This is a genomic window from Achromobacter sp. EG18 (assembly GCF_059759395.1).
Genome location: NZ_CM186213.1, coordinates 3,741,920 through 3,768,320 on the forward strand (window position 1 = coordinate 3,741,920; position 26,401 = coordinate 3,768,320).

Annotated in this window: 22 protein-coding genes; 9 read left to right on the forward strand and 13 right to left on the reverse strand. The window is 68.4% G+C overall.

Annotation, left to right across the window (positions count from 1 at the left end):
• Positions 1 to 76 precede the first annotated feature (76 nt).
• From AC6CR5_RS17080 to AC6CR5_RS17105, 6 genes are all read right to left on the reverse strand, one after another.
• Positions 77 to 1,750, reverse strand: coding sequence for an HAL/PAL/TAL family ammonia-lyase (locus tag AC6CR5_RS17080; protein WP_241116974.1), 1,674 nt, complete (start codon positions 1,748 to 1,750; stop codon positions 77 to 79).
• A gap of 71 nt (positions 1,751 to 1,821) precedes the next feature.
• Positions 1,822 to 2,970, reverse strand: a complete 1,149-nt coding sequence (locus tag AC6CR5_RS17085; RefSeq protein ID WP_498084746.1) for an MBL fold metallo-hydrolase — start codon at positions 2,968 to 2,970, stop codon at positions 1,822 to 1,824.
• On the reverse strand, positions 2,963 to 4,303 hold the full coding sequence (locus tag AC6CR5_RS17090) for an MFS transporter (RefSeq protein WP_411764459.1): 1,341 nt from the start codon (positions 4,301 to 4,303) through the stop codon (positions 2,963 to 2,965). Before AC6CR5_RS17090 ends, AC6CR5_RS17085 begins: the two co-directional genes overlap by 8 nt.
• Positions 4,304 to 4,353: 50 nt before the next feature.
• The gene (gene ertB / locus AC6CR5_RS17095) at positions 4,354 to 6,009 is read right to left on the reverse strand and encodes a thiourocanate hydratase (RefSeq protein ID WP_047991926.1); all 1,656 of its coding nucleotides are present in this window, start codon (positions 6,007 to 6,009) and stop codon (positions 4,354 to 4,356) included.
• Between the two features lie 10 nt (positions 6,010 to 6,019).
• Positions 6,020 to 7,123 (reverse strand): thiohydantoin desulfurase, encoded by a 1,104-nt coding sequence (gene ertC / locus AC6CR5_RS17100; protein ID WP_026384767.1) that lies wholly within the window; start codon positions 7,121 to 7,123, stop codon positions 6,020 to 6,022.
• A 215-nt stretch (positions 7,124 to 7,338) separates the two neighbouring features.
• Complete coding sequence (locus AC6CR5_RS17105) at positions 7,339 to 8,235, reverse strand: LysR family transcriptional regulator (protein ID WP_054445973.1); 897 nt, start codon at positions 8,233 to 8,235, stop codon at positions 7,339 to 7,341.
• Positions 8,236 to 8,336: 101 nt separating this feature from the next.
• Between AC6CR5_RS17105 and ertD the strand changes: the two genes are divergently transcribed.
• Together ertD and ertE are read left to right on the forward strand one after the other, a co-directional pair.
• The gene (gene ertD / locus AC6CR5_RS17110; RefSeq protein WP_498084747.1) at positions 8,337 to 9,692 is read left to right on the forward strand and encodes a hydantoin-5-propionate amidohydrolase; all 1,356 of its coding nucleotides are present in this window, start codon (positions 8,337 to 8,339) and stop codon (positions 9,690 to 9,692) included.
• A gap of 5 nt (positions 9,693 to 9,697) precedes the next feature.
• Positions 9,698 to 10,960: an N-carbamyl-l-glutamate amidohydrolase ErtE gene (ertE, locus tag AC6CR5_RS17115; protein ID WP_498084748.1), complete on the forward strand. Its 1,263-nt coding sequence runs from the start codon at positions 9,698 to 9,700 to the stop codon at positions 10,958 to 10,960.
• Here the strand turns inward: ertE and AC6CR5_RS17120 are convergent.
• Positions 10,957 to 11,397, reverse strand: a complete 441-nt coding sequence (locus AC6CR5_RS17120; RefSeq protein WP_047992111.1) for a hypothetical protein — start codon at positions 11,395 to 11,397, stop codon at positions 10,957 to 10,959. The two genes, ertE and AC6CR5_RS17120, sit on opposite strands and share 4 nt — an antisense overlap.
• Positions 11,398 to 11,597: 200 nt before the next feature.
• On the opposite strand from AC6CR5_RS17120, the gene AC6CR5_RS17125 reads away from it, so the two are divergent.
• Positions 11,598 to 11,765, forward strand: coding sequence for a hypothetical protein (locus AC6CR5_RS17125; protein WP_006385798.1), 168 nt, complete (start codon positions 11,598 to 11,600; stop codon positions 11,763 to 11,765).
• Between the two features lie 71 nt (positions 11,766 to 11,836).
• Here the strand turns inward: AC6CR5_RS17125 and AC6CR5_RS17130 are convergent, their stop codons facing one another.
• Together AC6CR5_RS17130 and ykgO are read right to left on the reverse strand one after the other, a co-directional pair.
• Positions 11,837 to 12,067 carry a hypothetical protein gene (locus tag AC6CR5_RS17130; RefSeq protein ID WP_047991930.1) on the reverse strand — a complete coding sequence of 77 codons (231 nt, stop codon included), beginning with the start codon at positions 12,065 to 12,067 and terminating at the stop codon, positions 11,837 to 11,839.
• Between the two features lie 128 nt (positions 12,068 to 12,195).
• Entirely contained in the window at positions 12,196 to 12,336 is a 141-nt protein-coding gene (ykgO, locus tag AC6CR5_RS17135) for a type B 50S ribosomal protein L36 (RefSeq protein ID WP_006385796.1), read from the reverse strand.
• A gap of 215 nt (positions 12,337 to 12,551) precedes the next feature.
• Between ykgO and AC6CR5_RS17140 the strand changes: the two genes are divergently transcribed.
• The 6 genes from AC6CR5_RS17140 to AC6CR5_RS17165 all read left to right on the forward strand — a co-directional run bounded on the left by AC6CR5_RS17140 (position 12,552) and on the right by AC6CR5_RS17165 (position 21,271).
• Positions 12,552 to 13,262 (forward strand): GntR family transcriptional regulator, encoded by a 711-nt coding sequence (locus AC6CR5_RS17140; RefSeq protein ID WP_006385795.1) that lies wholly within the window; start codon positions 12,552 to 12,554, stop codon positions 13,260 to 13,262.
• On the forward strand, positions 13,259 to 15,877 hold the full coding sequence (gene acnD, locus AC6CR5_RS17145; RefSeq protein WP_498084749.1) for a Fe/S-dependent 2-methylisocitrate dehydratase AcnD: 2,619 nt from the start codon (positions 13,259 to 13,261) through the stop codon (positions 15,875 to 15,877). Before AC6CR5_RS17140 ends, acnD begins: the two co-directional genes overlap by 4 nt.
• Positions 15,878 to 15,941: 64 nt before the next feature.
• The gene (gene prpF, locus AC6CR5_RS17150; RefSeq protein ID WP_020926233.1) at positions 15,942 to 17,126 is read left to right on the forward strand and encodes a 2-methylaconitate cis-trans isomerase PrpF; all 1,185 of its coding nucleotides are present in this window, start codon (positions 15,942 to 15,944) and stop codon (positions 17,124 to 17,126) included.
• 130 nt (positions 17,127 to 17,256) lie between these two features.
• Positions 17,257 to 17,757 carry a sigma-70 family RNA polymerase sigma factor gene (locus tag AC6CR5_RS17155; protein ID WP_054518159.1) on the forward strand — a complete coding sequence of 167 codons (501 nt, stop codon included), beginning with the start codon at positions 17,257 to 17,259 and terminating at the stop codon, positions 17,755 to 17,757.
• Positions 17,751 to 18,719, forward strand: a complete 969-nt coding sequence (locus AC6CR5_RS17160) for a FecR domain-containing protein (protein WP_049056952.1) — start codon at positions 17,751 to 17,753, stop codon at positions 18,717 to 18,719. The genes AC6CR5_RS17155 and AC6CR5_RS17160 overlap by 7 nt, the downstream gene beginning before the upstream one ends.
• 80 nt (positions 18,720 to 18,799) lie before the next feature.
• Positions 18,800 to 21,271, forward strand: a complete 2,472-nt coding sequence (locus AC6CR5_RS17165; protein WP_498084750.1) for a TonB-dependent siderophore receptor — start codon at positions 18,800 to 18,802, stop codon at positions 21,269 to 21,271.
• A gap of 86 nt (positions 21,272 to 21,357) precedes the next feature.
• On the opposite strand, the gene AC6CR5_RS17170 is transcribed toward AC6CR5_RS17165, so the two are convergent.
• The 4 genes from AC6CR5_RS17170 to AC6CR5_RS17185 form a co-directional block, all read right to left on the reverse strand.
• Positions 21,358 to 22,896 carry an argininosuccinate lyase gene (locus tag AC6CR5_RS17170; RefSeq protein WP_148317241.1) on the reverse strand — a complete coding sequence of 513 codons (1,539 nt, stop codon included), beginning with the start codon at positions 22,894 to 22,896 and terminating at the stop codon, positions 21,358 to 21,360.
• A 162-nt stretch (positions 22,897 to 23,058) separates the two neighbouring features.
• Complete coding sequence (locus tag AC6CR5_RS17175) at positions 23,059 to 24,351, reverse strand: ATP-binding protein (protein WP_150101209.1); 1,293 nt, start codon at positions 24,349 to 24,351, stop codon at positions 23,059 to 23,061.
• Between the two features lie 319 nt (positions 24,352 to 24,670).
• Positions 24,671 to 25,447, reverse strand: a complete 777-nt coding sequence (locus AC6CR5_RS17180; RefSeq protein WP_155872245.1) for an SDR family oxidoreductase — start codon at positions 25,445 to 25,447, stop codon at positions 24,671 to 24,673.
• A 34-nt stretch (positions 25,448 to 25,481) separates the two neighbouring features.
• Positions 25,482 to 26,396 carry a beta-keto acid cleavage family enzyme gene (locus AC6CR5_RS17185; protein WP_047991935.1) on the reverse strand — a complete coding sequence of 305 codons (915 nt, stop codon included), beginning with the start codon at positions 26,394 to 26,396 and terminating at the stop codon, positions 25,482 to 25,484.
• Between the last annotated feature and the right edge of the window lie 5 nt (positions 26,397 to 26,401).

The following is a 26,401-nucleotide window of genomic DNA, read 5'->3' on the forward strand; positions in this document are numbered from 1 at the left end:
CTGTTCCACGGGAAAAACCGCGCGCACGCCCGGGGGCATTTCCGCCGGGCGCGAGCCGATTTCCGCTGGCCGCCGCTCAGCGCGCCGTATCGGCGCGCGCCCAGGCCGACTCGCCGCCACGCGCCTGGCGCAGAAAGGCCGTGGCGGTGATGACATCGGTATCGTTGCGCCGGTCTTCGGCCATGTAAGGCACCTGTTTGCGGAAATCCCGCCACAGGCTGGCGGTGCCCTGCCCCAGCGCGGCGGCCGGCCCCTGTGGATAGCGCAGGTCGACCGCCTGGGCGCCATGCATCAACTCCACCGCCAGCAGCCGCGTCAGCGCGACGATCTGGCCCCTCACACGCAGCCCGGTCAGCGACGCGTTGGTGCCGACGTCCTCGATGTTGCCGGCCTGCGGCTGCACATCGGTCACGACCGGTCCGGCCAGGGCGCGCACGTCCGCCGCCAGCGAGGACACCGTCTTCTGGATCGGGCCATAGCCGATGGCGCCATTGCCCGGGCTGAGAAAGCGCGGCAGCCGCGTGAAGCCCGGGTCCGTCAGGCGCAGGGTGCGTTGCGCCGACAACTGAGCCACCTGCGACAGGGCGACGGCGGTGCCTTGCAGCGGCAGCACCCAGGCGCTGGGGTCGAAACCCGCGCTGGGCATCACCGCCCCGCGCACCGGTCCGTCGGTCACGTAGTACTGCGTTTCGTAGTCCGATGCGTCGGCCGCTGGCGCGGCGTCCAGCACCACGGTGGGATTGTCATCCGAACTGTTGATCTGCAATTGCAATTGGCGATCCAGCAACGCCAACAGGTCGCGCGCCGCGCCATGCACCTGGCTCACGGTGCGAAAGCTCAGCGGATCCTGCAGCGGCCGCTGCGCATCGCGCCGCCACAGCGCGCTGCCACGCAGCAGGCCCAGCATGCGTTCGGCGGTCTGGCGCTGGCCGGCGTAGGGCCGTTGCGCCTGGGCCGGCGGCAACAACGGCGCCAGGTTGCCGTCCAGGCCTTCCAGCGACAAGGCCGCCACGGCATCGGCCTGCGCCAGCAGCGCGCGCGCATCGTGCGCGGCCAGCACCGCCAGCGCGGCGCCGTAGGCGTTGGAGCTGACCATCGCCAGCGCGTCCTTGCCGAACGGGCGCACCGGCGCCAGGCCGGCCTCGCGCAAGGCCTGCGCGGCACTCATGCGCTGGTCGCCATGCCAGGCTTCGCCCTCGCCCATCATCACCAGCCCGATCTGCGGCAGGATGGTGATGTCGGCCTGGCCGACCGAGCCCTCGCCCAGCATCACCGGCGTCACGTCGCGGTTCAGGAACGCGGCGTATTGCTCCAGCACGGCCGGCTGCATGCCCGAACCGCCGAACAGCGCGGTGTTCAGGCGGATCAGCATGGCGGCGCGGGTCACGTCGCGCGGCGCCTCGGCGCCGTAGGCCGCGCTGTGCGAATGCAGCAGGTTACGGTTGAACTGTTCGGACAGGCGCCGCACCTCGGGCGAGATCTCGCCGCCCTGGAAGATGGTCTGGTCCTTGTTCAGGCCAACGCCCCGGTTCAGGCCATAGACCGGCTTGTCCAGGCGCGCGTAGGCCAGCAGCAGGTCGTAGGCACGCGCCGCGCGCTGGGCAGCGGCCGGCGCGATGGCGACGGCGCAATCCTGCCGCGCCACCGCCAGCACCTGCGCCGCAGTCAGCGATTTGCCGTCCAGCGTCACGCTGCAATCGGCTGCCGCCTGCGCGGCCGTGGCCAACATCAGCGACGCCAGCAGCGCCATCCGGCCGCACGCGCGCGCCGCGCGTCGGTGGGTATCAACACACAAAGACTTCATCTCGCCTCCGACGATGCTTACGGTTGCTTCAAGGGAATACGCATCAAATCCTGGCCCAGCACCACCGGCCCCTTGAAGGTCTCGCGGGCATGCAGCCAATGCTCGGCCGGCGCGTCGCCTGGCACCAGGTGCGACAGCACCAGCTTGCGCACACCGGCCCGCGTGGCCGCCTCGCCCGCCTGCTGCGGCGTGGTGTGCGCCTCCAGCAGCTGCCGCGCCAGCGCCTGCTGGCGCGCATCCCATGGCTTGGGGCCGACGATGTGGTCGACCCAGGCGGGATCGATCGCCTCGTGCACCAGGATGTCGGCGCCGCGCGCCAGCTTGACCAGGTTGGGACTGAGCGCGGTGTCCCCGGAGAACACCACCGATCCCGACGCGGTGTCGAAGCGGTAGGCGAAGTTGGGATACACCAGCCCGTGCGGCACCAGGATGGCGCTGACCGTCACGCGCTCGTCGCGCCAGACCTCGAAGGGCTCCATCGGCGGCGCGGGATCGACGTTCGGATCCTTAACCACCCCGGCCGGCACGACGATGTCGTGGGCCTGGAAGAAACCGCGCACATCCGGCACGCCTTCGCTGCGCACGCGGATGTTCAGGTCGGCGGCCATGCCCGCCACCATCGAGTCCACCAGGTCCGCCGTGCCGGCTCCGGGGTTCTCGGCATGGATCACCGGATCGCCCGCCAGGCCCGGCGCCAGCGGCGGCAGAGCGCCGCGGCGGCCCGGCCCGTAGATCTGCAACGACGCCTTGGCGCGGCGGCGCGCGCTGGGGTCGTACATCAGCAGGCTGGCCAGGTCGATGATGTGGTCCGTATGCAGGTGCGTGAGGAACACGGCCTGCTCGGCGCCGGGCTTGATGCCGGCGCGGCGCAATTGCCGGTAGGCGCCCGAGCCCAGGTCGACCAGGTAGGCCTTGCCGTCCACCACCAGCGCCGATGAGATGCCGTGGGGCGCGTCGTTGCCGTACCAGGTCGGGCCGCCGGCCACGCCCAGCAGCACCAGTTCGGCGCCATCAGCCGCCTGCGCGGCGGGCGCGGCCAGCAGCGCCGCCACGCCCAGCGCAGCGGCGGCGCGGCCGAGCCAGCGGCGCAGGCCGCCGGCGGCCAACCGGCGCGCCGGCAAGCTTGCTGGCGCCACATCCGCGAACCGCATGTGGGCCTCAGACATGATTCTTCTGCGGCAGCACGGTCAACGCCACCAGCGCCACCACGCAGGCGCCCATCACGTACAGCGCCGGCGCGAAGGCCACGCCGGTGGTGTAGGTGATCCAGGTCAGGATGGCCGGCGCGAAGCCGCCCAGCACCGTCACCGCGGTGTTGTAGGCCAGGGACATGCCGGACGAGCGCACCGCCGTCGGGAACACCTCCGACAGCGCCGACGGCGCGGTGCCGACGTACAGCGCCACCAGCAGGCAGAACGACGACTGCACCACGATCAGCGCGAACTGGGTGTGGTTGGCCTGCAGCCACATCATCAGCGGATACACCGCGATCAGCAGCAACAGCGCCGAGGCCCGCAACACGGTGCGGCGGCCATAGCGGTCGGACAGGGTGCCCGAGAAGAAGCAGCCGCCGATCAGGAACAGGTTGCCGATCAGCGCGCCCAGGAAGGCCTGTGAGCTGGTGAAGCCCATGCTCTTTTGCACGTAGATCGGCATGAAGATGATCAGCGCGTACGGGCCGATGGCCCACAGCACCGACATGCACAGGCCGGTGAACAGCTCGCGCGGATAGTCGCGCAGCACGCTCAAGAGCGGCGCCTTGACGGGCTCGCCGCTGGCGGCCTGGCGCTGCTGCTCTTCGCGGAAATGCGGCGTCTCGTCGAGCGTGCGGCGCATCCACAGGCCCACCGGCGCGATCGACAGGCCGACGATGAACGGAATGCGCCAGCCCCACTCGCCCACCTGGTCTTCGGTCAGCAGCGTGGTCACCAGCGTGGCGACCAGCGCGCCCAGCAGGTTGGAGATGCCCATGCTGGCCTGCAGCCACGACGCATACTGGCCGCGCTTGCCGGCCGGCGCATGCTCGACCAGGAAGGCGGTGGCGCCGCCCACTTCGCCTCCGGCCGAGAACCCCTGCAGCATGCGGCCGCAGACGATCAGCAGGGGCGCGCCCACGCCGATGGCGGCGTACGGCGGCGCGATGGCGATCAGCAGCGTGCCCAGCGCCATCAGCATGATGGTCAGCGTCAGCGCGGCCTTGCGGCCGGCGCGGTCGCCGTACGCCCCCAGCATCAGCGCGCCCAGGGGTCGCACCACGAAGCCCAGCCCGAAGGCCAGGAACGAGGCCATCAGCTGCACCGTCGGATCTTCGTTGTGGAAGAAGTTCTGCCCGATGTACACCGCGAACAGCGCGTAGACCGAAAAGTCGTACCACTCCAGGGCGTTGCCGATGGAAGCGGCGATGACCGCCTTCTTGGCGCCCTTGTGCTCGTCGGCGCCCGCGTGGGCGGCATTGCCCCCCACCATCCCCGCGCCCGGGTTGATTGCGATGTTTTTCATTGACGTTCCCGTTGATTCGCCCCGTATCCGGGGCTGTTATGTATTGCCTTTCAAACCTGCGTCGCCGTCGTGTCGATACGGTCGATACCCTTCCTGCCCACTTCGTCCAGCGCCTCTTCGTAGCCGGCGTCGGCATAGCGCAGCACGCCGCTGGCGGTGTCGTTGGTCAGCGACAGCGACAGGCGCTGCGCCGCCGCGTCGGTGCCATCGGCCACCACCGTCACGCCGGCGCTGGTCATATAGCCGCTGTAGCCGCCGCCGCCCGAGTGGATCGCCACCAGGTCGGCGCTGGACGAACAGTTGATCATCGCGTTCAGCAGCGGCCAGTCGGCGATGGCGTCGGAGCCGTCGCGCATGTTCTCGGTCATGATGTTCGGATGCGCCATGGCGCCGGCGTCCAGGTGGTCGCGGGTGAAGGCCACCGGCGCGGCCAGGATGCCGGCGCGCACCATGCGGTTCACTTCCAGCGCCAGCTCGGTGCGCTCGCCATGGCCGAGCCAGGCGATGCGCGCGGGCAGGCCCTCGAACGGCACCGACTCGCGCGCCAGCCGGATCCAGTTGGACACGATCAGGTTGTCGGGGAAGCGCCGCAGCAGGAAATCGTCGATCTTGCGGATGTCATCGGGATCGTTGGACAGCGCGATCCAGCGGAACGGGCCGATGGCGCGCGCGAACAGCGGGCGCAGGAAGGCCTCGGTGAACACCGGGATCTCGAAGGCGCGCTCGACGCCGCCCTGCTTCGCATGGGTGCGGATCAGGTTGCCGTTGTCGAACACCACCGCGCCGCGATCCTTGAAGCCCAGCATCGCGGTGACGTGGCGCACGATCGAGCGGCGGCTGGCGTCCATCAGGCCGGCCATGTCGTCGCGGCGCATGCGCGCCACCTGCTCCAGCGTGTGGCCGGCCGGCACGTAGCCGTAGACCAGGTCATGCGCCGAGGTCTGGTCGGTGACGATGTCGGGCACGATGCCGCGCGCCAGGATCTCGGGATACACGTCGGCGGCGTTGCCGAGCAGGCCCACCGACAGCGGACGGCGCGCCGCCTGCGCGTCGCGGATCAGCGCCAGCGCTTCGTCCAGCGAGTCGGCGCGGCACTCCAGGAAGCCGGCCTTGATGCGTTTCTCGATGCGTTCCGGATCGATCTCGACCGTCAGGATGGCGGCGTTGGCCATGCGGCCCGCCAGCGGCTGGGCGCCGCCCATGCCGCCCATGCCCGCGGTCAGGATGAAACGGCCGCGCAGGTCGTTGTCGAAATGGCGCTCGGCGATGCGCGAGAAGATCTCGTAGGTGCCCTGGATCACGCCCTGCGAGCCGATGTACTGCCAGTCGCCGGCGGTCAGGCCGCCCCAGCAGATCAGGTTGTCGTCCTGCATGCGGTAGAAATTCTCGGCATGCGCCCACTGCCCCACCATATTGCAGTTGGCCATGATCACGATCGGCGCCTGCGGATGGGTGCGCAGCACGCCGATGGGCTTGCCGGACTGCACGATCAGGGTCTGGTCCTCTTCCAGCGTCGTCAGCGCGCGCACGATGGCGTCGTGCGACGGCCAGTCGCGCGCGGCGCGGCCCAGCGCCGCGTACACCACCAGGTTGGCGGGATCCTCGCCCACCGCCAGCACGTTCTCCAACAGGCGCAGCAGCGCTTCCTGGCGCCAGCCCTTGCAACGCAGCGTGGCGCCGCCCGGCACCTTGAATTCACGTTTCATCGCTGCCCCCTCAACGATCCGAACCGCGACCCAGCGCGTAGCCGGTGAAATCCATGCCCAGCGCCTTCTCGACGATGGGGTAGACCGACGCGTCCGTGACGCTGGAGGACAGCGGGATGTGCTGCTTGGACACGTGCAGGATTGACACCTGCAGGCCCTCGCGCAGCTTGCCGGCGCTGACTGGATTGCCGTCGGCGTCCAGCGTGGTGATCACGTCCGGATAGCAGGCGATGCGCTCGCCCTGCGCGTCGGTCACGGCCATGTGCTCGTTCATGACGTGGATGACGCGCTTGCCCGCGCCTTCGCCAATCTCGACGGTGCCGATGTCGAAGGCTTCCTCGGTGTACTTGAGCGTGTTGCGCGCCACCTTGCCGGAGCCGATGATCTCGCCCTGCGTGGCCTTGCAGATGGCATCGATCACGGCGCTGCCGCCCTTGGGCTGCGCCGCCAGGATCGCCTCGCCCAGCGCCAGCGCGCGGCTGATGCCGCCCAGCGCGGCGTGGCGCCGCACGTAGGACGCGCGGATCGGATTGCGGCAGCTGGCGATGAAGCCGCCAGCCATGTCGGCTGCGCGGCGCAGCACCGGCGAGACCTTGCCGGTGGCGCCGTGCACCGTCAATTCCATATAGGCGTTGTTGGCGCGGTTGCCGCCCACGGCGCACTGGATCATCGGCTCGGGGCTGCCGGCCAGGCCCAGCGAGCCCATATCGCCGGTGGGATGGGCACGGATATCGCCCACCGCGTCCACCACCTTGGTGCCCAGCACCGCCGACGGCAGCCAGCCGTTGAGCGTGCTGGACATGCCGTTCTGGCCGATGATGAGGCCATACAGGCGTTCACCCAGCGCGTCCTGCAGGCGCTCGGCCGCCTTGACGTAGTCGATGCCCAGCATCTGCCAGTCGGTCAGGCCGCCCGGCGCGCCAATGGCGGCGGCGGTGGCGATCCAGGCGTCATCGGGCACTTCGTCCATCGACACCAGCTCGGGCCGGCCGATGGTCACGGCCAGCGATCCCAGTTCGCGGCCATGCTCGGCCCAGCCGCCCCCGCCACAGGCAAACACCGAACCGCCCCTGACCGCGGCTTCGACATCCTGCATCGTCAAGATTCTTCCCATTGCTGCGCCCTTCCTTTCCTGATTGCGTTTAGCGGCTCCAGCGGCGTTCGCGCTGGATGGACGAGGGCATCATAGGAACCAATCCCGTTAATGTCGTATTACCTTTTATGCCTTGTTCATAACATTGGGTTAATAGCGGGGCGCGCCCCGAGGGAGCGGCCGGCCGGGCGCAAACGGCACCTAGGGATATCCCCAGGCGCCCGCCGGCGCAAAGCTCAGACGGAAACGGGCTGGTCGAGCGCCAGCAGCACGTCGATGAAGGCCTGCGCCAAGCGCGACAACGGCTGCAATTGCAGGTGGAACACATTGACAGGCGCGCTGACGGTATCGGCGATCGGCACGGTCACCACCTGCGACCAGATCGGGCCGGCCACGGTGATCTCGTCCACCAGCGCCACGCCGGCGCCGGCCTGCACCAGGGCGCAGGCCACGTGCGCCTGCTGCACCTCGATGCGCGGCTCGGGCTGCGCGTCCTCGGCGCCGAACAGCTTGTGTACCAGCATGCCGAAGGGAATGTCGGCGCTGTAGCCGATCAACGGCTCGCGCGCCAGTTCGGCGGCGGTGACCTGGCGGCGCGCGGCCAGCGGATGGCCGGCCGGCAGCACCGCCACGATGCGGTTCTCGTACAGCGGCCGGGTCGCCAGACTGGGATGATTCACCGGCATGTAGGCCACGCCCAGCTCCACCTGCTGGGTCAGCAGCGACTGCTCCATCACCGCCGGGATCAGCGTCTGCAACACGATGCGGATTTCCGGATGCAGTTGGCGAAAGCGGGCGATGGCGCGCGGCAGCAGCGACTGGCCCAGGCTCGGGCTACAGGACAGGCGCAACTGGCCTTCGCGGTTCTCGGCCAGGTTGTCGGCCACCTCGTTGACGCGCTGCACATTCTGATAGAGCGCGGTCACTTCGACGAACAGCCGCCGCGCTTCCGGCGTGGGGTACAGCCGCCCCTTGATGCGCTCGAACAGCATCAGGCCCAGGCGCTGCTCGGTGTAGGCGATGAGCCGGCTGACGGCCGGTTGCGACACGAACAGCAGCTTGGAAGCGCCGCTGATCGAGCCGCTCAACATGATGGCGCGGAAGACCTCGATCTGGCGCAGATTCAATTTCATATGCTTAACCTGATGTTAATTCCCATGCACATATAAGCATAAGACGTTTTGAATCGCGCTTACTACACTGCCCTTCAGTTCTTCATTGGATGGAAGTGGACATGAGCGATTTCGATTGGGTGGTGCGCGGCAATATCGTCGATCCGCATGGCATCGTGGAAAACGGCTGGCTGGCAGTGCGGGACGGCAGGATCGCCGCGCGCGGTGCCGGCGCGCCCCCCGCGGCGCGCGACAGCGTCGACGCTAGCGGGCAGTGGATCATCCCCGGCGTGGTCGACGGCCAGGTGCACTCCGGCAGCCAGGCCAACCAGGAAGGGCTGGGCTGGGCCTCGCGCGCCGCCGCCGCCGGTGGCGTCACGGTCATGGTCGACATGCCCTACGACGATCCCGAACCGGTCGCCTCGCGCCCGCACCTGGACGCCAAGATCGCCGAGGTCGAGCGCGACTGCCACGTCGACGTGGCGCTGTTCGGCACCCTGAACAAGGAACACGGCCTGGCGGCCGCCGCCGGCCTGATCGAAGGCGGCGTCTGTGCCTTCAAGTTCTCCACCTTTGAAGCCACCCCCGGCCGCTTCCCGCGTATCGAGGAAGACGACCTGTACGAAGCTTTCCGCCTGATCGCGCCGTCCGGCCTGGTGTGCGGCGTGCACAACCAGATGCAGGAAATGACGCGCAAGAACATCGCCCGCCTGATCGAGGCCGACGACACCGGCTGGGACGCCTTCATGCGCGCCCATACACCCCTGATCGAGAACCTGGCCACCGCGCTGATCTACGAGATCGGCGCCGAGACCGGCGCCCGCGCCCACGCGGTGCACGTGTCGACCTCGCGCGGCTTCGAGATCTGCAACATGTACCGCCGCAACGGCCACCGCGCCAGCATCGAGACCTGCGTGCAGTACCTGATGCTGAACCACGAGGAACACACGCGCCGCTTCGGCGCCAAGACCAAGCATTACCCGCCGATCCGCCCCAAGGCCGAGGTCGACCTGCTGTGGACCCACATCGCCAACGACGAATGCACCTTCGTGTCGTCGGATCACGTCAGCTGGGGCCTGGAGCGCAAGCAGAACCCCAACGTCTTCAAGAACTCGTCCGGCGGCCCGGGCCTGGAAACGCTGCTGCCGGCCTTCTGGACCGGTTGCGAGGAACACGGCATCTCGCCGTCGATGGTGGTGCGCCAGCTGTGCGACAACCCCGCGCGCCACTTCCTGCTGGACGACCGCAAGGGCACGCTGGACATCGGCAAGGACGCCGACATCGTCATCCTGGCGCCGGAGCGCCATGCCTACGATCCGTCCACCAGCCTGTCGGCGGTGCAATGGAGTTCGTTCGAGGGCCGCGAGTTCACCGTGCGCGTGGCCGGCACGTGGTGCCGCGGCCAGCAAGTCTATGATGGCAGCCGCATCGTCAACAACCCGGGCGACGGCCGCTTCCTGCGCCCGCGCAAGGCATGAACGGCATGGCCATGTCCTTTCCGCCGTTGAACGCCGAACGCCTCTGGGCCCGCGTCGAGACCCTGTCGCGCTACACCCTGCCCGACCAACCCTGGACCCGGCGCGCCTTTTCGCCGCTGTTCCTGCAAGCGCGCGAGTGGCTGCGCGGTGAATTCGAGGCCGCCGGCCTGACCACCCGCCTGGACGCCGGCGGCAACCTCATCGGCACGCGCGCCGGCCGCAACGCGCAGCGCAAGCCCATCGCCACCGGCTCGCACTGCGACACCGTCATGAGCGGCGGCCGCTTCGACGGCATCATCGGCGTGCTGGCCGGCATCGAGGTCGCCCACACCATGCGGGAACACGGCATCGAACTGGAGCATCCCTTCGAGGTCATCGACTTCCTGTCGGAAGAACCCAGCGACTACGGCATCTCCTGCGTCGGCAGCCGCGCCCTGAGCGGCCAGCTCAGCGCCGACATGCTGGCCGCGCGCAACGCCGACGGCGAGACGCTGGTGCAGGGCATCGCCCGCATCGGCGGCGATCCGACCGCGCTGACCCAGCCCCTGCGCGGCCCGGACGGCACCGCCGCCTTCGTCGAACTGCACATCGAGCAAGGCCCGGTGCTGGAAAGCCGCCAGTTGCCCATCGGCGTGGTCACCAACATCGTCGGCATCCGCCGCGTGCTGATCACGGTCGAAGGCCAGCCCGATCACGCCGGCACCACGCCCATGGACATCCGCCGCGACGCCCTGGTGGGCGCGGCCCGCATCATCGACGCCGCCAGCCGCCAGGCCAGCGCCGCCAGCGGCAAGCCGCACTACGTGGTCGCCACCGTCGGCAAGCTCGCCATGACGCCCAACGCCGCCAACGCCGTGCCCGGCCGCGTCGAGCTGACGCTGGAAATGCGCAGCGACAGCAACGCCGTGCTGGACGCTTTCCCCGAAACGCTAATGGCTGGCGTGGCCGCCGACCTGAAGGCGCTGCGCCTGACCGCCGGCTTCGTGCAACTGAGCCGGGCCCAGCCCACCGACTGCACGCCGCTGGTGATGGACGCGGTGCAGGCCGCCGCCGACCAGCTCGGCTACGCCAGCATGCGCCTGCCCAGCGGCGCCGGCCACGACGCCGTCTACATGGCGCCCACCGGCCCCATCGGCATGATCTTCATCCCCTGCCTGAACGGGCGCAGCCACTGCCCCGAGGAGTGGATCGAGCCGGCGCAACTGCTGGACGGCACCCGCGTGCTGTACCAGACCGTGCTGGAACTGGATCGCAGGCTGCGCGGCTAGAGCCGCGATCCGGCCGTCCGGCGCAGGACGCCGCGCACAACCGCGGCGGCCAGCGCCAGCGGCAGCGCGATATCCCACTGGTCCAGGAACAACTCGAAGGTCGCCTCCCCGCGCGCCCAGGTGTTGCCGAACACTTGGGGGTTCGGCGGCCCAAGATAGATGGCAAGCAGCGCCGCCACGGCGACGAGCGCGGCGCGCCCCGGCGCCGACAGCCTGGCCCGCCACAACCGCTCGGCCAGCGCCAGGGCCGCCGTCGCGACCAGCCCGGCGAACATCGCATCCAGGAAGAAATCGGCGCGCTCGTACATATAGGGCGCCTGGGGAATTTCCAGCCCATAGCTGCCCGTGCGCAGCTTGGCGGTCAGGCAGGCGCCGAACAAGGACGCCGTGGCGAAGAACAGCAGGAAATCGCGCAGGCGCGACAGCAATCTGGGCATGGGAAAGGTCGAGAAACGGCGGGCAGCCCGCAGCATGCCACAAAGCCGCCTCGCGTCGCCCGCGCATACGGCGGCCGGGGCGCGTTCCCCGGCACCCCGCCCCCGAGCCGCAAGAACCACGCCCCACCGCGCCGGGCGTAAACTGGCAACAGCACCATACGCTGCACGCGGCTGCCGAGGGGCAGTCGCCGGAGATGACCATGCATGCCACCACCACACGCGCACTTGCCTTGCTGGCCGCCCTGCTGATCCTGGGTGGCTGTTCCTCGCTGGGTCCCGGCGGCCCGCCGCACCCGGGCGCCGCCAATCCCTACAGCAGCGGCGGCTTCCATGATGCCGGCCCCAACTATCCGGACACCGGTCCCTGAAACAGGCCGGATCGCCTCGCACGCGCCATCCGCCGGCCCGCGCGGGGTACTGTTGACTGTCGATGCCCGCGCTAGGCGCTCCGGGCCCCGTCCAACGCGGCCCGCGGCTCATTGGCCAGCCGGAACCACCGCTGCACCCGCTGCCAGTGCGCATCGCCATAGAGCCGGCGAAACCGCAGGTTGTCGTCGGATTGCGGATCCGCCATCGCCGCCAGACGCTGCGCGATGAATTCCGGAGTCAGTGAAAGGCCGCAGTCGATCGTGATGCAACGGTGCCACTGCGCATAGGTTTCGGGGATCATTCCAGCTCTCCTCAGATCAACAGCCAGGCCGTCACCACCGAGGTCGCGGCCTGGCGGGCCGCCAGGGTACACGCGTGGCGGGCGCCGACCACCGCCACTTCCAGGACTTTCGCTTGCACCATGCCCGGCTACTTGTGCTTGGCCCCGCCCTGGCGTGCCTTGAAGCGCGGATTCGATTTGCAGATCACGTAGATGCGCCCGCGGCGCTTGACCACCTGGCAATCGCGATGGCGGGTCTTGGCGTCTTTGAGAGAGGAAAGGACTTTCATGCGGAAGGCTCCGGCAAGGGGATGGAACGAGGGGCGATGGCCATCGAGGGCCGCCGGCGATATTGAATGATATGTAATAACATTACAATTGTCACGCCGGTCACGCCAAGGCCGCTTGCGCCCATCTCGGACCAAGGGTAAATTGTTGACAATCAATCGCCATACGGCGTTGCTTATCGGGTTTTCACCCGAAAAACCATCCGATTGTTGACACAATGAGCAAAGTGCTGACGCTGCCGGGCGCCGCGCACGACGACAGCGAGACCCTGGCGGAACAGATTTTCCGCAAGATCCAGTCCGCCATCGTCAAGGGCGAGATCGCCCCCGGCAGCAAGATTTCCGAACCGGAACTGGCGCGCATCCACGGCGTCAGCCGCGGCCCGCTGCGCGAGGCGCTGCACCGGCTCGAGGGCCAGCGATTGCTGGTGCGCGTGCCGCACGCCGGCGCCCGCGTGGTCTCGCTCAGCCCGCAGGAACTGGCCGAACTCTACGAAATCCGCGAATCGCTCGAAGGCATGGCCTGCCGCCTGGCGGCCGAACGCATGGCGCCGGCGGAAGTCGAGGAAGTGCGCCAGGTGCTGCACGCCCACGAAAAAGACGAAGCCTTCCAGGCCGGCATCGGCTATTACCAGCAGGAAGGCGACTACGATTTCCACTACCGTATCGTCAAAGGCAGCGGCAACCAGATGCTGTTCCGCATGCTGTGCGACGAGCTCTACCAGCTGGCGCGGATGTACCGTATCCAGTACTCGACCACCCCCAACCGCCCGCGGCAGTCGTATGCCGAGCATCACCGCATTCTGGACGCCATCGCCGACCGCGATGGCGAACTGGCTGAACTCCTGATGCGCCGCCACATCCGCGCATCCCGTCTCAACATTGAAAAACAGATCGCTCAGGGCAACCTGAAGCGCACCGAGGCATGAACAAATCCTATCGCAAGCCCCTGCAAGGCACCCGCCTGGACTATTTCGACGCGCGCGCCGCCGTGGACGCCATCGCCCCCGGCGCCTACGACCGCCTGCCCTATACCTCGCGCGTGCACGCCGAGAACCTGGTGCGCCGCTGCGATCCGGTGCTGCTGACCGACGCGCTCAAGCAGCTGATCGAACGCCGCCGCGACCTGGACTTTCCGTGGTATCCGGCGCGCGTGGTCTGTCATGACATCCTCGGCCAGACCGCGCTGGTCGACCTGGCCGGCCTGCGCGACGCCATCGCCGACAAGGGCGGCGACCCCGCCAAGGTCAACCCGGTGGTGCCGGTGCAGCTGATCGTCGACCACTCGCTGGCGGTGGAATACGGCGGCAACGATCCCGACGCCTTCGCCAAGAACCGCGCGGTGGAAGACCGCCGCAACGAAGACCGCTTCCACTTCATCGACTGGACCAAGCAGGCCTTCCGCAACATCGAAGTAGTGCCCCCGGGCAACGGCATCATGCACCAGATCAACCTGGAGCGGATGTCGCCGGTGATCTACACGCAGGACGGCGTGGCCTTCCCCGACACGCTGGTCGGCACCGACAGCCACACCCCGCACGTGGACGCGCTAGGCGTGATCGCCATCGGCGTGGGCGGCCTGGAAGCCGAGAACGTGATGCTGGGCCGCGCCTCGTGGATGCGCCTGCCCGACATCGTCGGCGTCGAACTGACCGGCCGCGCCGGCCCCGGCATCACCGCCACCGACGTGGTGCTGACGCTGACCGAATTCCTGCGCAAGGAAAAAGTCGTGGGCGCCTACCTGGAGTTCCACGGCGAAGGCGCCGCCAGCCTGACGCTGGGCGACCGCGCCACCATCTCCAACATGGCGCCCGAGTACGGCGCCACCGCCGCGATGTTCGCCATCGATCAACAGACCATCGACTACCTGCGCCTGACCGGCCGCGAGGACGAGCAGATCGCGCTGGTGGAAACCTACGCCAAGACCGCCGGTCTGTGGGCCGACAGCCTCAAGACCGCCGAATACGAGCGCGTGCTGCGCTTTGATCTGTCGACCGTGGTGCGCACCCTGGCCGGCCCGTCCAATCCGCACCGCCGCCTGCCGGTGGCCGACCTGGCCGAGCGCGGTATCGCCGGCACGGTCGAGAACCAGCCCGGCCTGATGCCCGACGGCGCCGTCATCATCGCCGCCATCACCAGCTGCACCAACACCAGCAACCCGCGCAACGTCATCGCCGCCGGCCTGCTGGCGCGCAACGCCAACCGCGCCGGCCTGACGCGCAAGCCGTGGGTCAAGAGTTCGCTGGCGCCCGGCTCCAAGGCCGTGGCCCTGTACCTGGACGAAGCCGGCCTGACCGCCGACCTGGAAAAGCTCGGCTTCGGCGTCGTGGCATTTGCCTGTACCACGTGCAACGGCATGTCGGGCGCGCTCGACCCCGTGATCCAGCAGGAGATCATCGACCGCGACCTGTACGCCACCGCCGTGCTGTCCGGCAACCGCAACTTCGACGGCCGCATCCATCCCTACGCCAAGCAGGCCTTCCTGGCCTCGCCGCCGCTGGTGGTGGCCTATGCCATCGCCGGCACCATCCGCTTCGACATCGAGCGCGACGTGCTTGGCACCGACGCCAGCGGCCGCGAGATCCGCCTGAAGGACATCTGGCCCAGCGACGAAGAGATCGACGCCATGGTCAAGGCCGCCGTCAAGCCGGAACAGTTCCGCAAGGTCTACGCGCCCATGTTCGGCCTGCGCAACGAGCGCGACGCCGCGGTCGAGCCGCTGTACGCCTGGCGCCCGCAGAGCACCTACATCCGCCGCCCGCCGTACTGGGAAGGCGCGCTGGCCGGCGAGCGCACGCTGCGCGGCATGCGGCCGCTGGCCGTGCTGGGCGACAACATCACCACCGACCACCTGTCGCCGTCCAACGCCATCCTGATGGACAGCGCCGCCGGCGAATACCTGCACAAGATGGGCCTGCCGGAAGAGGACTTCAACTCCTACGCCACCCACCGCGGCGACCACCTGACCGCGCAGCGCGCCACCTTCGCCAATCCCAAGCTGTTCAACGAGATGGTCAGGAACGCCGACGGCACGGTCAAGCAGGGCTCGCTGGCCCGCGTCGAACCGGAAGGCAAGGAGATGCGCATGTGGGAAGCCATCGAGACCTACATGGACCGCAAGCAGCCGCTGATCATCGTGGCCGGCGCCGACTACGGCCAGGGCTCGTCGCGCGACTGGGCCGCCAAGGGCGTGCGCCTGGCCGGCGTCGAGGCCATTGCCGCCGAAGGTTTCGAGCGCATCCACCGCACCAACCTCATCGGCATGGGCGTGCTGCCGCTGGAATTCAAGCCCGGCGTGAACCGCAAGACGCTGGCCCTGGACGGCACCGAGACCTACGACGTGGTGGGCGAGCGCAAGCCGCGCGCCGACCTGACGCTGGTGATCCACCGCCGCAACGGCGAGACCCTGGAAGTGCCGATGACCTGTCGCCTCGACACCGCCGAGGAAGTGTCCATCTACGAAGCCGGCGGCGTGCTGCAACGCTTCGCGCAGGACTTCCTGGAAGCGGAATCGGCCGCCGGTTCGGCCAAGAAGGCCGGCTGACACCCTACAGCATGGCGGGCGCCGCGGCGCCCGCCTTCCCCACCCAAGACATCAGGACTGCCCCATGGCCCATGCCCCCCAGATCAAGATTCCCGCCACCTACATGCGCGGCGGCACCAGCAAAGGCGTGTTCTTCAAGCTCGACGACCTGCCTGAATCCGCCCGCGTGCCGGGCCCGGCCCGCGACGCGCTGCTGATGCGCGTGATCGGCAGCCCCGACCCCTACGGCAAGCAGATCGACGGCATGGGCGCGGCCACCTCCAGCACCAGCAAGACCGTCATCATCGGCAAGAGCAGCCGCCCCGAGCATGACGTCGACTACCTGTTCGGCCAGGTCTCGATCGACCAGGCCTTCGTCGACTGGAGCGGCAACTGCGGCAACCTGTCGGCCGCCGTCGGCCCCTTCGCCATCAGCAACGGCCTGGTGGACCCGGACCGCATCCCGCGCAACGGCATCGCCGTGGTGCGCATCTGGCAGGCCAACATCCAGAAGACCATCATCGCCCACGTGCCCATCACCGACGGCGCGGTGCAGGAGACCGGCGACTTCGAACTGGACGGCGTGACCTTCCCGGCCGCCGAGCTGCAACTGGAATTCATGAACCCGGCCGAGGAAGGCGACGGCGGCTCGATGTTCCCCACCGGCAACCTGGTGGACGACCTGGAAGTGCCCGGCATCGGCACCTTCAAGGCCACCATGATCAACTCCGGCATCCCCACCATCTTCCTGGACGCCGAGGCGCTGGGCTACACCGGCACCGAGCTGCAGGACGACATCAACGGCGACGCCGCCGCCCTGGCGCGCTTCGAGACCATCCGCGCCCACGGCGCGCTGCGCATGGGCCTGATCCAGAAACTGGAAGAAGCCGCCGCGCGCCAGCACACGCCCAAGGTGGCCTTCGTGGCCCGTCCCAAGGCCTACACGTCCTCCAGCGGCAAGCAGATCGGCGCCGGCGACATCGACGTGCTGGTGCGCGCCCTGTCCATGGGCAAGCTGCACCACGCCATGATGGGCACCGCCTCGGTCGCCATCGCCACCGCCGCGGCCGTGCCCGGCACGCTGGTCAACCTGGCGGCCGGCGGCGGCCAGCGCGACCAGGTCAACTTCGGCCACCCCTCGGGCACGCTGCGCGTCGGCGCCCAGGCCCAGCTGATCGACGGCGAATGGACCGTCACCAAGGCCATCATGAGCCGCAGCGCGCGCGTGCTGATGGAAGGCCGGGTGCACGTGCCGCCCACCGGGTTCTGAGGCCCGGGCCGCGCCGCCGCCCGGGCAGCCCCCCGGCGGTGGCGCGCAGTTTCGGCCGATGCCGGGCGCTTGGATATCGATGTTGATAATGGTTACTATTAACGTCTGATCTACCCGCCCCTGCCCGGCCATGACCCAAAGCAGTCCCCATGCGTCTTTCGAGGATCTCTACGCGCAGCACCAGTCGTGGCTGCGCGACTGGCTGCGCCGCAAGACCGGCTGCCCCTACGACGCCGCCGACCTGACCCACGACACCTACATGAAGGTGCTGTTGCGCAACGAAGACGCGCGCGACTTGCGCGAGCCGCGCGCCTACCTCGTCACCATCGCGCATGGCTTGCTGGTCAATCTGTTCCGTCGGCGTGACATCGAGCGCGCCTATCTCGATTGCCTCGCGGCCTGCGAGGAAACTTCCTGGCCCTCGCCTGAACGCCGGGCGCTGGCGCTGGAGGCGCTGGTACGAATCGATCGGCTGCTCGATGGCCTCCCGCCCAAGGCGCGGCGCGCGTTCCTGCTGCTGCAACTCGAAGGCCTGAAGCACGGCGAGATCGCCGAACGCCTGCAGGTATCGGTCAGCTCCGTGCGGCAATACCTGGCGCTCGCCATGCGCCATTGCCTGGCGTCGTGCTGAACCGTCGCGCGGCCGCCGGCCTGCCCGATGCCGTCCTCCAGGCCGCCAGCGTCTGGTTCGTGCGCCTGGGCGCGGAAGACGCCGGCGCGGACGATCGGCGGCAATGGCAGGAATGGCTGCGGTCCGATCCCCTGCACCAACAGGCCTGGGAACGGGTCGAAGCCCTGGGGCGGGAATTCGGCCACATCGAACCGCGCGCCGGCCTGACGGCGCTGGACAGGCCGCGCTCAGCGGGCCGGCGCAAGCTGCTCAAGACCTTGTCGCTGGCATTCGTGGCGGGCGGCGGGGCCCTGGCCGCCCAGGAGCTGCCGTGGGATGCCTGGGGCGCCGACGCGCGCACCGCCACCGGCGAACGGCGGCGGCTGGAGCTGGCCGATGGCAGCATCCTCACCATGAACACCGACAGCGCCGTGGACCTGGCATTCGACGGCGCAAAGCGCGAACTGATCCTGCGGCGTGGCGAAATCCACATCGAGACGCGCCCGGATCCGCTGCGTCCTGCCCGGCCCTTCCTCGTCAGCACGCCCGTCGGCCGCGCCACCGCGCTTGGCACCCGGTTCGACGTCAACCTGATGGGCGATCACGCCCAGGTCGCGGTCGAACAGGGCGCGGTGCGCCTGGAACCACGCCTCGCGACCCATGCCTCGGTCGTCGTGCCGGCGGGCATGGCAGCCACTTTCGACGCCGGTTCGGCGACTGCGCCCACGGCCTTCCCGCCACAGCAACAGGGCTGGGTCGACGGCATGCTGTATGCGAACGGCATGCGGCTGGACGCGTTGGTGGCGGCGCTGGCGCGCTATCGGCCCGGCCGCCTGGCCTGCGACCCGGCGGTCGGGTCCCTGCGCATCTCCGGCGCCTATCCGGTGGACGATACCGACCGCGCGCTGGCCGCGATTGAACGCGTGCTGCCGGTTCGCGCCGACCGCCTCACCCGCTATTGGGTCACGGTGAGGGCGCGCTGACACCGACGGGATTGTCACTTTTCCGATCTCGATTGGCATACAGGTGAAGCCTCATTTCTCTTCACCGGAAATCCATCGACATGCACGCTCCCACACGGCGCCCCCCCGCCCCTCGACAAGACGGTCCACGCCTGGCCGGCCTGGCGCTCGCCCTGCTTTCCGCCCTGGCTGGAACCATGCTCTGCCCGGCCGCCGCCCTGGCCCAACCCGCCCTCCAGGCCGACAGCCGCGCCGTCGACATCCCGGCCGGTCCGCTGGGACCGGCCTTGGCCGCCTATGCCCAGCGCATGCGGGTACTGCTGTCGTTCCGTCCCGCCCAGACCGACGGCCTGTCGACGCCCGGCCTGAGCGGCAGCTACGCCGTCGAGGAAGGCTTCGCCCGCCTGCTGTCCGGCACCGCCCTGCGCGTGCGGCGCCTGCCCGACGACAGCTACGCGTTGGAGGCGGCCGCCGCCGAGGGCATCAGCCAACTCGCCGCTGTCACCGTGCTGGGCGCGGGCGCCACCACCGAAGGCACCGGCGCCTACACCGCCGACTGGATGCGCTCGGCCAACGGCCTGGTGCTGGCGCAGCGCGACACGCCCCAATCGACCAGTATCGTCACGCGCCAGCAGCTCGACGATCAGGCCATGGGCAGCGTGCGGGACGTGATGGAGAACGCCACCGGCATGAACGTCCAGCAAAGCGAGACAGACCGGCTAAGCTACTACTCGCGCGGTTTCCAGATGGACACCATGCAGTTCGACGGCGTGGTCAAGCCGCTGGACGGCACCTACCAGTTCGGCGAAGGCAATCTGGACCCCGTCATCTACGACCACGTCGAGATCATCCGCGGCGCCACCGGACTGATGAGCGGCACCGGCAACCCGGGCGGTTCAGTGAACTTCATCCGCAAGCGGCCCACGCGCGAATTCCAGGGCAGCCTGCGAGCCATGGGCGGCAGCTACGACACCTATCGCGGTGAAATCGACCTGTCGTCGCCCCTGACCGCGTCCGGCGCGATCCGCGCGCGCATCGTCGGAGCCAAGGAAAGACGCGGCGACACACTGGATTTCTACAGCAAGAAGCGCGACGTGGCCTATGGCATCGTCGAGGCGGATCTCGCGCCGGCCACCACCCTCAGCGCCGGCGCCTCGACGCAGCGCTCGCGTCCCAAGGGCGTGATGTGGGGCGGCCTGCCGATCTTCGACACCAACGGCGATCAGGTCGACTGGAAGAAGGGCCAGACGGTCGGCGCCAAATGGACCACCTGGGACACCGACTCGACCGAGTACTTCGCCCAGCTGGAGCACGGCTTCGCCAACGGCTGGAACGGCCGGCTGTCGTACTCGCGACTGGACAACGACTTCGACGCGTCGCTGCTTTTCGCGGCCGACTTCCCGGTGGACGCGGACACCGGCTACCTCTCGGGCACGCCGACGCTGCGCAAATACCGTGGCCACAGCAAGCAGGACGTCTATGGTGGATCGTTGACCGGCGACTTCGGCCTGCTCGGCGCGACGCACGAATTCAACCTGGGCTTTTCGCATTCCAGGACGCGCAGCCGGACCAAGGGCTGGAACTCTTCAGACCAGGCCACCTACCCGGTCCCCAACATCCATGACTGGCATGGCGACTGGCCCGAACCGGTCTGGGACCTGGCGGTATCCGACCAGCAATTGCGCACCACCCAGACCGGCATCTTCGGCACCGCCCGCTTCAATCTCGGCAGTCGCCTGCACCTGCTGACCGGCGCGCGCTGGACGCGCTGGGAAGCCGATGAATACCGCTGGAACCAGTGGTCGCCCGATTCCGCCCCCATCACGCTGTCGCAATCGCAGCGCTACTCCGAGATAACGCCCTACCTGGGCGTCACGTACGACCTCGACGACACCTACACGGCCTATGTGAGCTACACCAACATCTTCCAGCCGCAGATGTACAAGACGCGGGACTGGAACATGACCGGTCCGGCGTATGGCCACAATTACGAAGCCGGCATCAAGGCTTCGTATCTGGAGGGCCGCCTTAATGGCTCGTTCACCGTGTTCCAGACCAACCAGAAGGACGTGGCCGAATACGCCGGCTTCGACGCCGCCCGCAATGAGTCCTGGTACGAGATGCTGGACGGCACGCGCACCCGCGGATTCGAATTGGAACTGGCCGGCGAGGTATCGCCCGGCTGGAACCTGTTCCTGGGTTACACCTACCGGGTATCCAAGGACAACGCCGGCAGGAAGGTCCAGACCACGCAGCCCGAACAGATGCTCAAGGCCAGCACCACGTACCGCCTGCCCGGCGCGCTGCGCGATCTGGTCATCGGCGGCGGCATGCGCTGGCAGAGCCGCACGCGCGCCGTGGGCTATTACGGTGAACAATCCGCCGCCGTGGAGCAACAGCCCTATGCGCTGTTCGACCTGATGGCCCAGTACGATCTCGGCAGGCAGACCCAGCTGCAGCTGAACGTTCGCAACCTCGCGGACAAGCGCTACTACCGCGCCATGGGCTTCTACAACTCGGTCTACTACGGCGAAGGCCGCACCACCCTGGTCACCCTGACGCACCGGTTCTGACTCCGACATCCTGGCATGGGCCGCGGTATCCTCGGCCGCAGCCCATGCCCTGATCGACGGAGCCGCACATGCCACGCCCGCGACGCTTACTGGCCCTTGTCTTTCGGCGCGCTGGCCACCAGCGCGTCGAAGTCCTTGTCCAGGCTGGCCAGGGAATCGGCGATGTGGGCCCGGCGTTCCTTGATCCACTTGTCCTGTGAGGCCAGCTGTTCTCGCGCCTCCTTGATCATGCGTTCCATTTCCGCCGGCTGCGGCCCGCCGCTGGTGGCGCGGTTCTTGACGATGGCGACCGGGTCCAGCGTCGACCGGAACTCGGCCTCGCTCATCGGCAGCTCGTTCGGATACTTCGACCCCTTCATCGCCTCGGCGTAGATGCGGCGCGCCTGCTCGTACGGGAAGTCCAGCGGCTTGATGTTGTTGGTCTTGGCGTAACTCACCACCTCGGAAGCGAAGTGGTGCCCGTCACGGAACGGCAGCTTGTACTTGCGCATCAGCACGTCGGCCAGTTCCTGCGAGGCGGTCCAGTCGCTGTTCAGTTCCTCCAGCGCGCGATCGGGGCTGATCACCATGGCCTTGAGCACGCGGTCCCAACGCTTGAGCGCCGCGATGCCGGCATCGACCATCGCCGAGTTCTGCTTGACGTCCTTGGGGTCGCTCATGCCGGGCGTGATGTTGTGCGTCTGGATCACCGGCCCCATCGCCAGCGTCACCGCCGTCGACGCGTCGCTGCGCGTGTCGTTGAGCAAACCGGGATTGCGCTTTTGCGGCATGGCGCTGGACACATAGGTGTTGCCGCCGCCCTCCTCCAGCAGGATCCACGGGCGCGACTGGGCGTACTGCGTCATCACGTCCTCGACGAAGTTGCCGGTGCGCAGCGCGATGCTGGTGACGATGGACGCCACTTCCACCGGCTGGTCCATCGACGAGATCTGCGAGGCGTCGTAGGCGTTGTCCACCAGCGCCGTGAAGCCCAGGTACTGCGCCATGCGCTTGCGGTCCAGCGGCCAGCTGGTGCCGTTGAGCACGGTGGTGCCCATGGGCGAACGGTCGATGCGCGCGTAGGCTTCGCGGATGCGCTGGGCGTCGCGCGCCAGGCCGGCGGCCTGCCCCAGCAGGTAGTGGCCGTAGCTGTTCGGCTGGGCCGCCACGCCATTGGTATAGTTGGGCACGATGGTGGCGCTGTGCTTGGCGGCCAGCTCCACCAGCGTGGTCGACGTGGCATTGAGCTGGTCCGCCAGATCCAGCAGCTTGTCGCGCAGGATGGCGCTGCGATAGGTGGCGTGCATGTCCTGGCTGGAGCGGCCGGCGTGCAACAGCGTCACGTCCTCGCCCGCCGCCTTGATCAGCAACGGCTCGAAGGTGATGACGCTGGCCGGCCGCTTGGCGCCGGGCTGGTTGCCGTCATTGATCACCTTGGCCACGCCCGCCGCCAGCCGCGGCGCCATGGACTTGTCGAGCAGGCCCTGCTCGGTATTGATCACGGCCGTGGCCTTGTTGATCTCGCCGAGCCAGAAGAAGGGATCGCGCGGCGGCTTGGCGGCGGCGGATGCCTGCTGGCCCCAGGCGGCCTGGGCGCCAAGGGACAAAACGAAGGCGGCGCCCAGCGCGGGCAGGAAATGTCTCATGGTGTTCTCGTTATGAGTTATCAGGGAGGGGAAAACAAACCCCTGTATCAAACACCATTTCCACGCGCCATGTGCCACAAAATGCAAGCCGGCGCGCGACAGGCCGGGCGCGGCGGCGGCCGTCTCCGGGTTGACCCGGATGCCCTGGCGGCAAGCTGAACGCTATGCCGCCGCCCAGCGCAACACGAAACGCGCGCCGCCCAGCGGACTGTCCGCCACGCAGATGCTGCCGTGGTGGCCGGCCGCGACACGCTGCACGATCGCCAGGCCCAGCCCCGCCCCGCCCGTGCCGCGGTCGCGGCTCTCATCGAGCCGGATGAAGGGCTCGAAGATCCGCTCGCGGTCGGCCACCGGGATGCCCGGCCCGTCGTCGTCGACGATCAGTTCGAAATGCCCTGTCGGACTGTGCGTCAGCGCGATGTCGATGCGGCCGTGGGCGTAGCGCACAGCGTTCTGCACCAGGTTCAGCAAGGCCCGGCTCATGTAGCGCGGATGCAGGCAGACGTGCGGTGGATGGCCATCGGCCACCCGGCACTCCACGTTGCGCGCCTGCGCCTGGTGCGCGACCTGGGCCAGCGCCTCGCCCAGCCAATCGCGCGTGTCGACCGTTTCCAGCCGCACGGTCTCTTCGGTGGGGCGTTCCAGCCGCGCGTACACCAGCAGTTCAGCCACCATGCTTTCCAGTTCGGAGATGTCCGCGCGCATGTCGCGCAACACGTGTTGATGCGCCGGCGGCAGGCCGCCACGGCCCAGCATGTCCACCTCGAACGAAAGCCGCGCCAGCGGCGTGCGCAGTTCGTGCGATACCGCGTTCGTCAGGCTGCGCTGGTTCTCGATCAAGGCGGCGATACGCTCGGCCATCTGGTTGAAGCTCTCGCCGACATGGCGGATGCCGGCGATGCGCGACAACCTGACGCGCTGGCTCAGTTCCCCCTGGCCCATGCGCAGCGCGGCATTGCGCAGCGCATCCATGTCGCGCCACATGGGCAATGCCCATAGCCCCAGCAGGCCGACCGCCACCACCACGCCCAGGCAGAGCCACACGGACAAGGCGACCACGGTGTCGAACACGTTGGGCAGCCGCAATTCCAGCCATTGCGCGGGCTCGCCCGGCAACGGCACCAGGTGCGTATCGAAATCGTCCCGCATCACGACGCCAAAGGCCTGCCGTTGCTCGCGCTCGTCCTCGGTCAGGTGGATCTGCTCCGCGGACAGCACCCGCAGCGCGATGCCGTAATGCGGCTGCACCTGCTCGCGCAGCAGGCTGTCGCGCTGCGCCGGCGGCACCGCATCCAGCCGCTCATGCAACTCGTGGAACTGGCCGCGCAGCGACTGGAAGGCGACTTCTTGCACCATCGGCTTGAGCAGCGTCCCCAGTCCCTTGTCCACGAACAGATAGGCCAGTCCGAGACTGACCAGGACCACGATGACGACGCGAACGAGGAATTTGAGCATCAATAGCTTTCGGGCCGACGGCCCGCCAAGGCGGGCGCACCCGCGCGGCAAGGGCAGGCGGGCGGAGACGGACAACGGGAATGCGAGGACGGCCCGGCGGTTTGCCGGGCGGAGCGGGAGCGCCCCGGGATGATAGAAAACAAGGCGGCGGCATTTCCGCCGCCTTTTGTGGGGGATTTGTGAAAAAACGTGAAACGCGGGCGAGCATCGCCTACGTTTTCCGCCGCATGGCATTCAGCCCACGCGGAAGGTCGCGGACCACGGGACCAAGAGGCGCCGCGCCGGCATCATGGCAGGCGCGATGCCCCACAAAGCCCATTTACCCCAGGTATTCGACGTTGCCGCACACCGAGATGCTCTGGCCGCTGATCATCGCACCCTCGTCCGAACACAGGAACGCCACCTGGTTGGCGATGTCCTCGGGCTGGGTCATCCTGCGCAGCGACACCTTTTCCACCAACTGCGCGCGCATGGCGTCGTTGCTGAGGCCGCCGGCCGCCGCGCGCGCGGCGATGATGCGCTCGACCCGGTCGCCCGCCACCACGCCCGGCAGCACCGAATTGACGCGGATGCCGGACGGTCCCAGTTCCATCGCCCAGGTCTGCGTCAGCCCCGCCAATCCGAATTTGCTGGCGCTGTAGGGGCTGCGCAGCGAAAAGCCCAGCCGGCCCGCGACCGACGAGATGTTGATGATGGCCCCGCCGCCCGCCTCGCGCAGCAGCGGCACCGCGCTGCGCGCGCACAGGAACGTGCCGGTCAGGTTGACGTCCAGCGTGGCCTGCCACGCCGCCAGGTCCGTGTCTTCGAGCCGGCTGGTGGGGCCCGAGACGCCGGCGTTGTTCACCAGCGCATCCAGTTTGCCCCAGCGCTCGGCCAACTCCGCGAACATGGCCAGCACCTGGGCTTCGTCGGCCACGTCCGTGACGCTGCCGCTCAAGCCGGCGTGCGCCTGCACGGCGGCCTGCACCGCTTCCGCGGCCACATCGCAGATGTGCACTTGCGCGCCAGCGGCCAGGAACTTGCGCGCGATGGCCAGGCCGATGCCCCCCGCGCCGGCGGTGATCAGGACCCGCTTGCCCTTCAACGATTCGATCATCAGCCTACATCCTTGGAAAAATGCCGCGCCGATCTCACAGCGCGAATTCCGGCCGCACCCCGCTGCGCAGCGGCAACCCCATGATCTCGCGCGCCTCGGCGGGCGTCGCGGGCTCCATGTCCAGTTCGCGGATGATGCGCACGATGCGCTCGGTCAGCTGCACATTGGTCGCCAGCTCGCCGTGGCGGTAATACAGGTTGTCTTCCAGGCCCACCCGGGCGTGGCCGCCCAGCAGCAGCGCGCTGATGTTGGCCTCCAGCTGCGACGGCCCGATGCCGCTGACGCAGAAGATGCTGTTCCTGGGCAGCAGGTCCACCATCATCTGCAGGTGGCGCGGCGAGAACGGCATCGCGTTCTGGAAGTTGCGGTGCACATTCATCACCAGGTTGATGAAATGCGGCTCTTCATCCAGCCCTTCGTTGATCAGCGTGGTCGCGTCCTGCAGGATGTGGGTCGGGCTGAACACCTCCCACTCCGGCTTGATGCCGCGCGCCTTCATGCCCGCCGCCAGCTCGCGGGCTCGCGTCAAGGGCGTGTTCATCAGGTATTCGCGGTCGCCGAAGGCCAGATTGAGCGTGGTGGCATCCAGCGTGCACATCTCGGCGCCGGCGTCCATGCCCTTGAGCCGCTCCTCCCACAGGATTTCCCAGGTGCCCGGCGTGGTCTCCCTGACCATGTCGCCGTGCACGCCGCCGCCCGTGGAATTGTTCAGCACGATGTCGCAGCGCTCGCGGATGCGCTGGTTCATGTCGCGGTAGATGGCCGCGTCGCAGGTGGCCTGGTCGTCTGGACGGCGCGCATGCAGCGCGACCACGCTGGCCCCGGCGTTGTAGCAGCGGTAGACGTCCTCGGCGATCTCGGCCGGCTGAGTCGGCAGATGCGGGTTCTGGCTCTTGAACGCCATGCCCCCGGTAGGGGCAATGGTCACGATCACTTTGCGTTTTGCCATGGCGG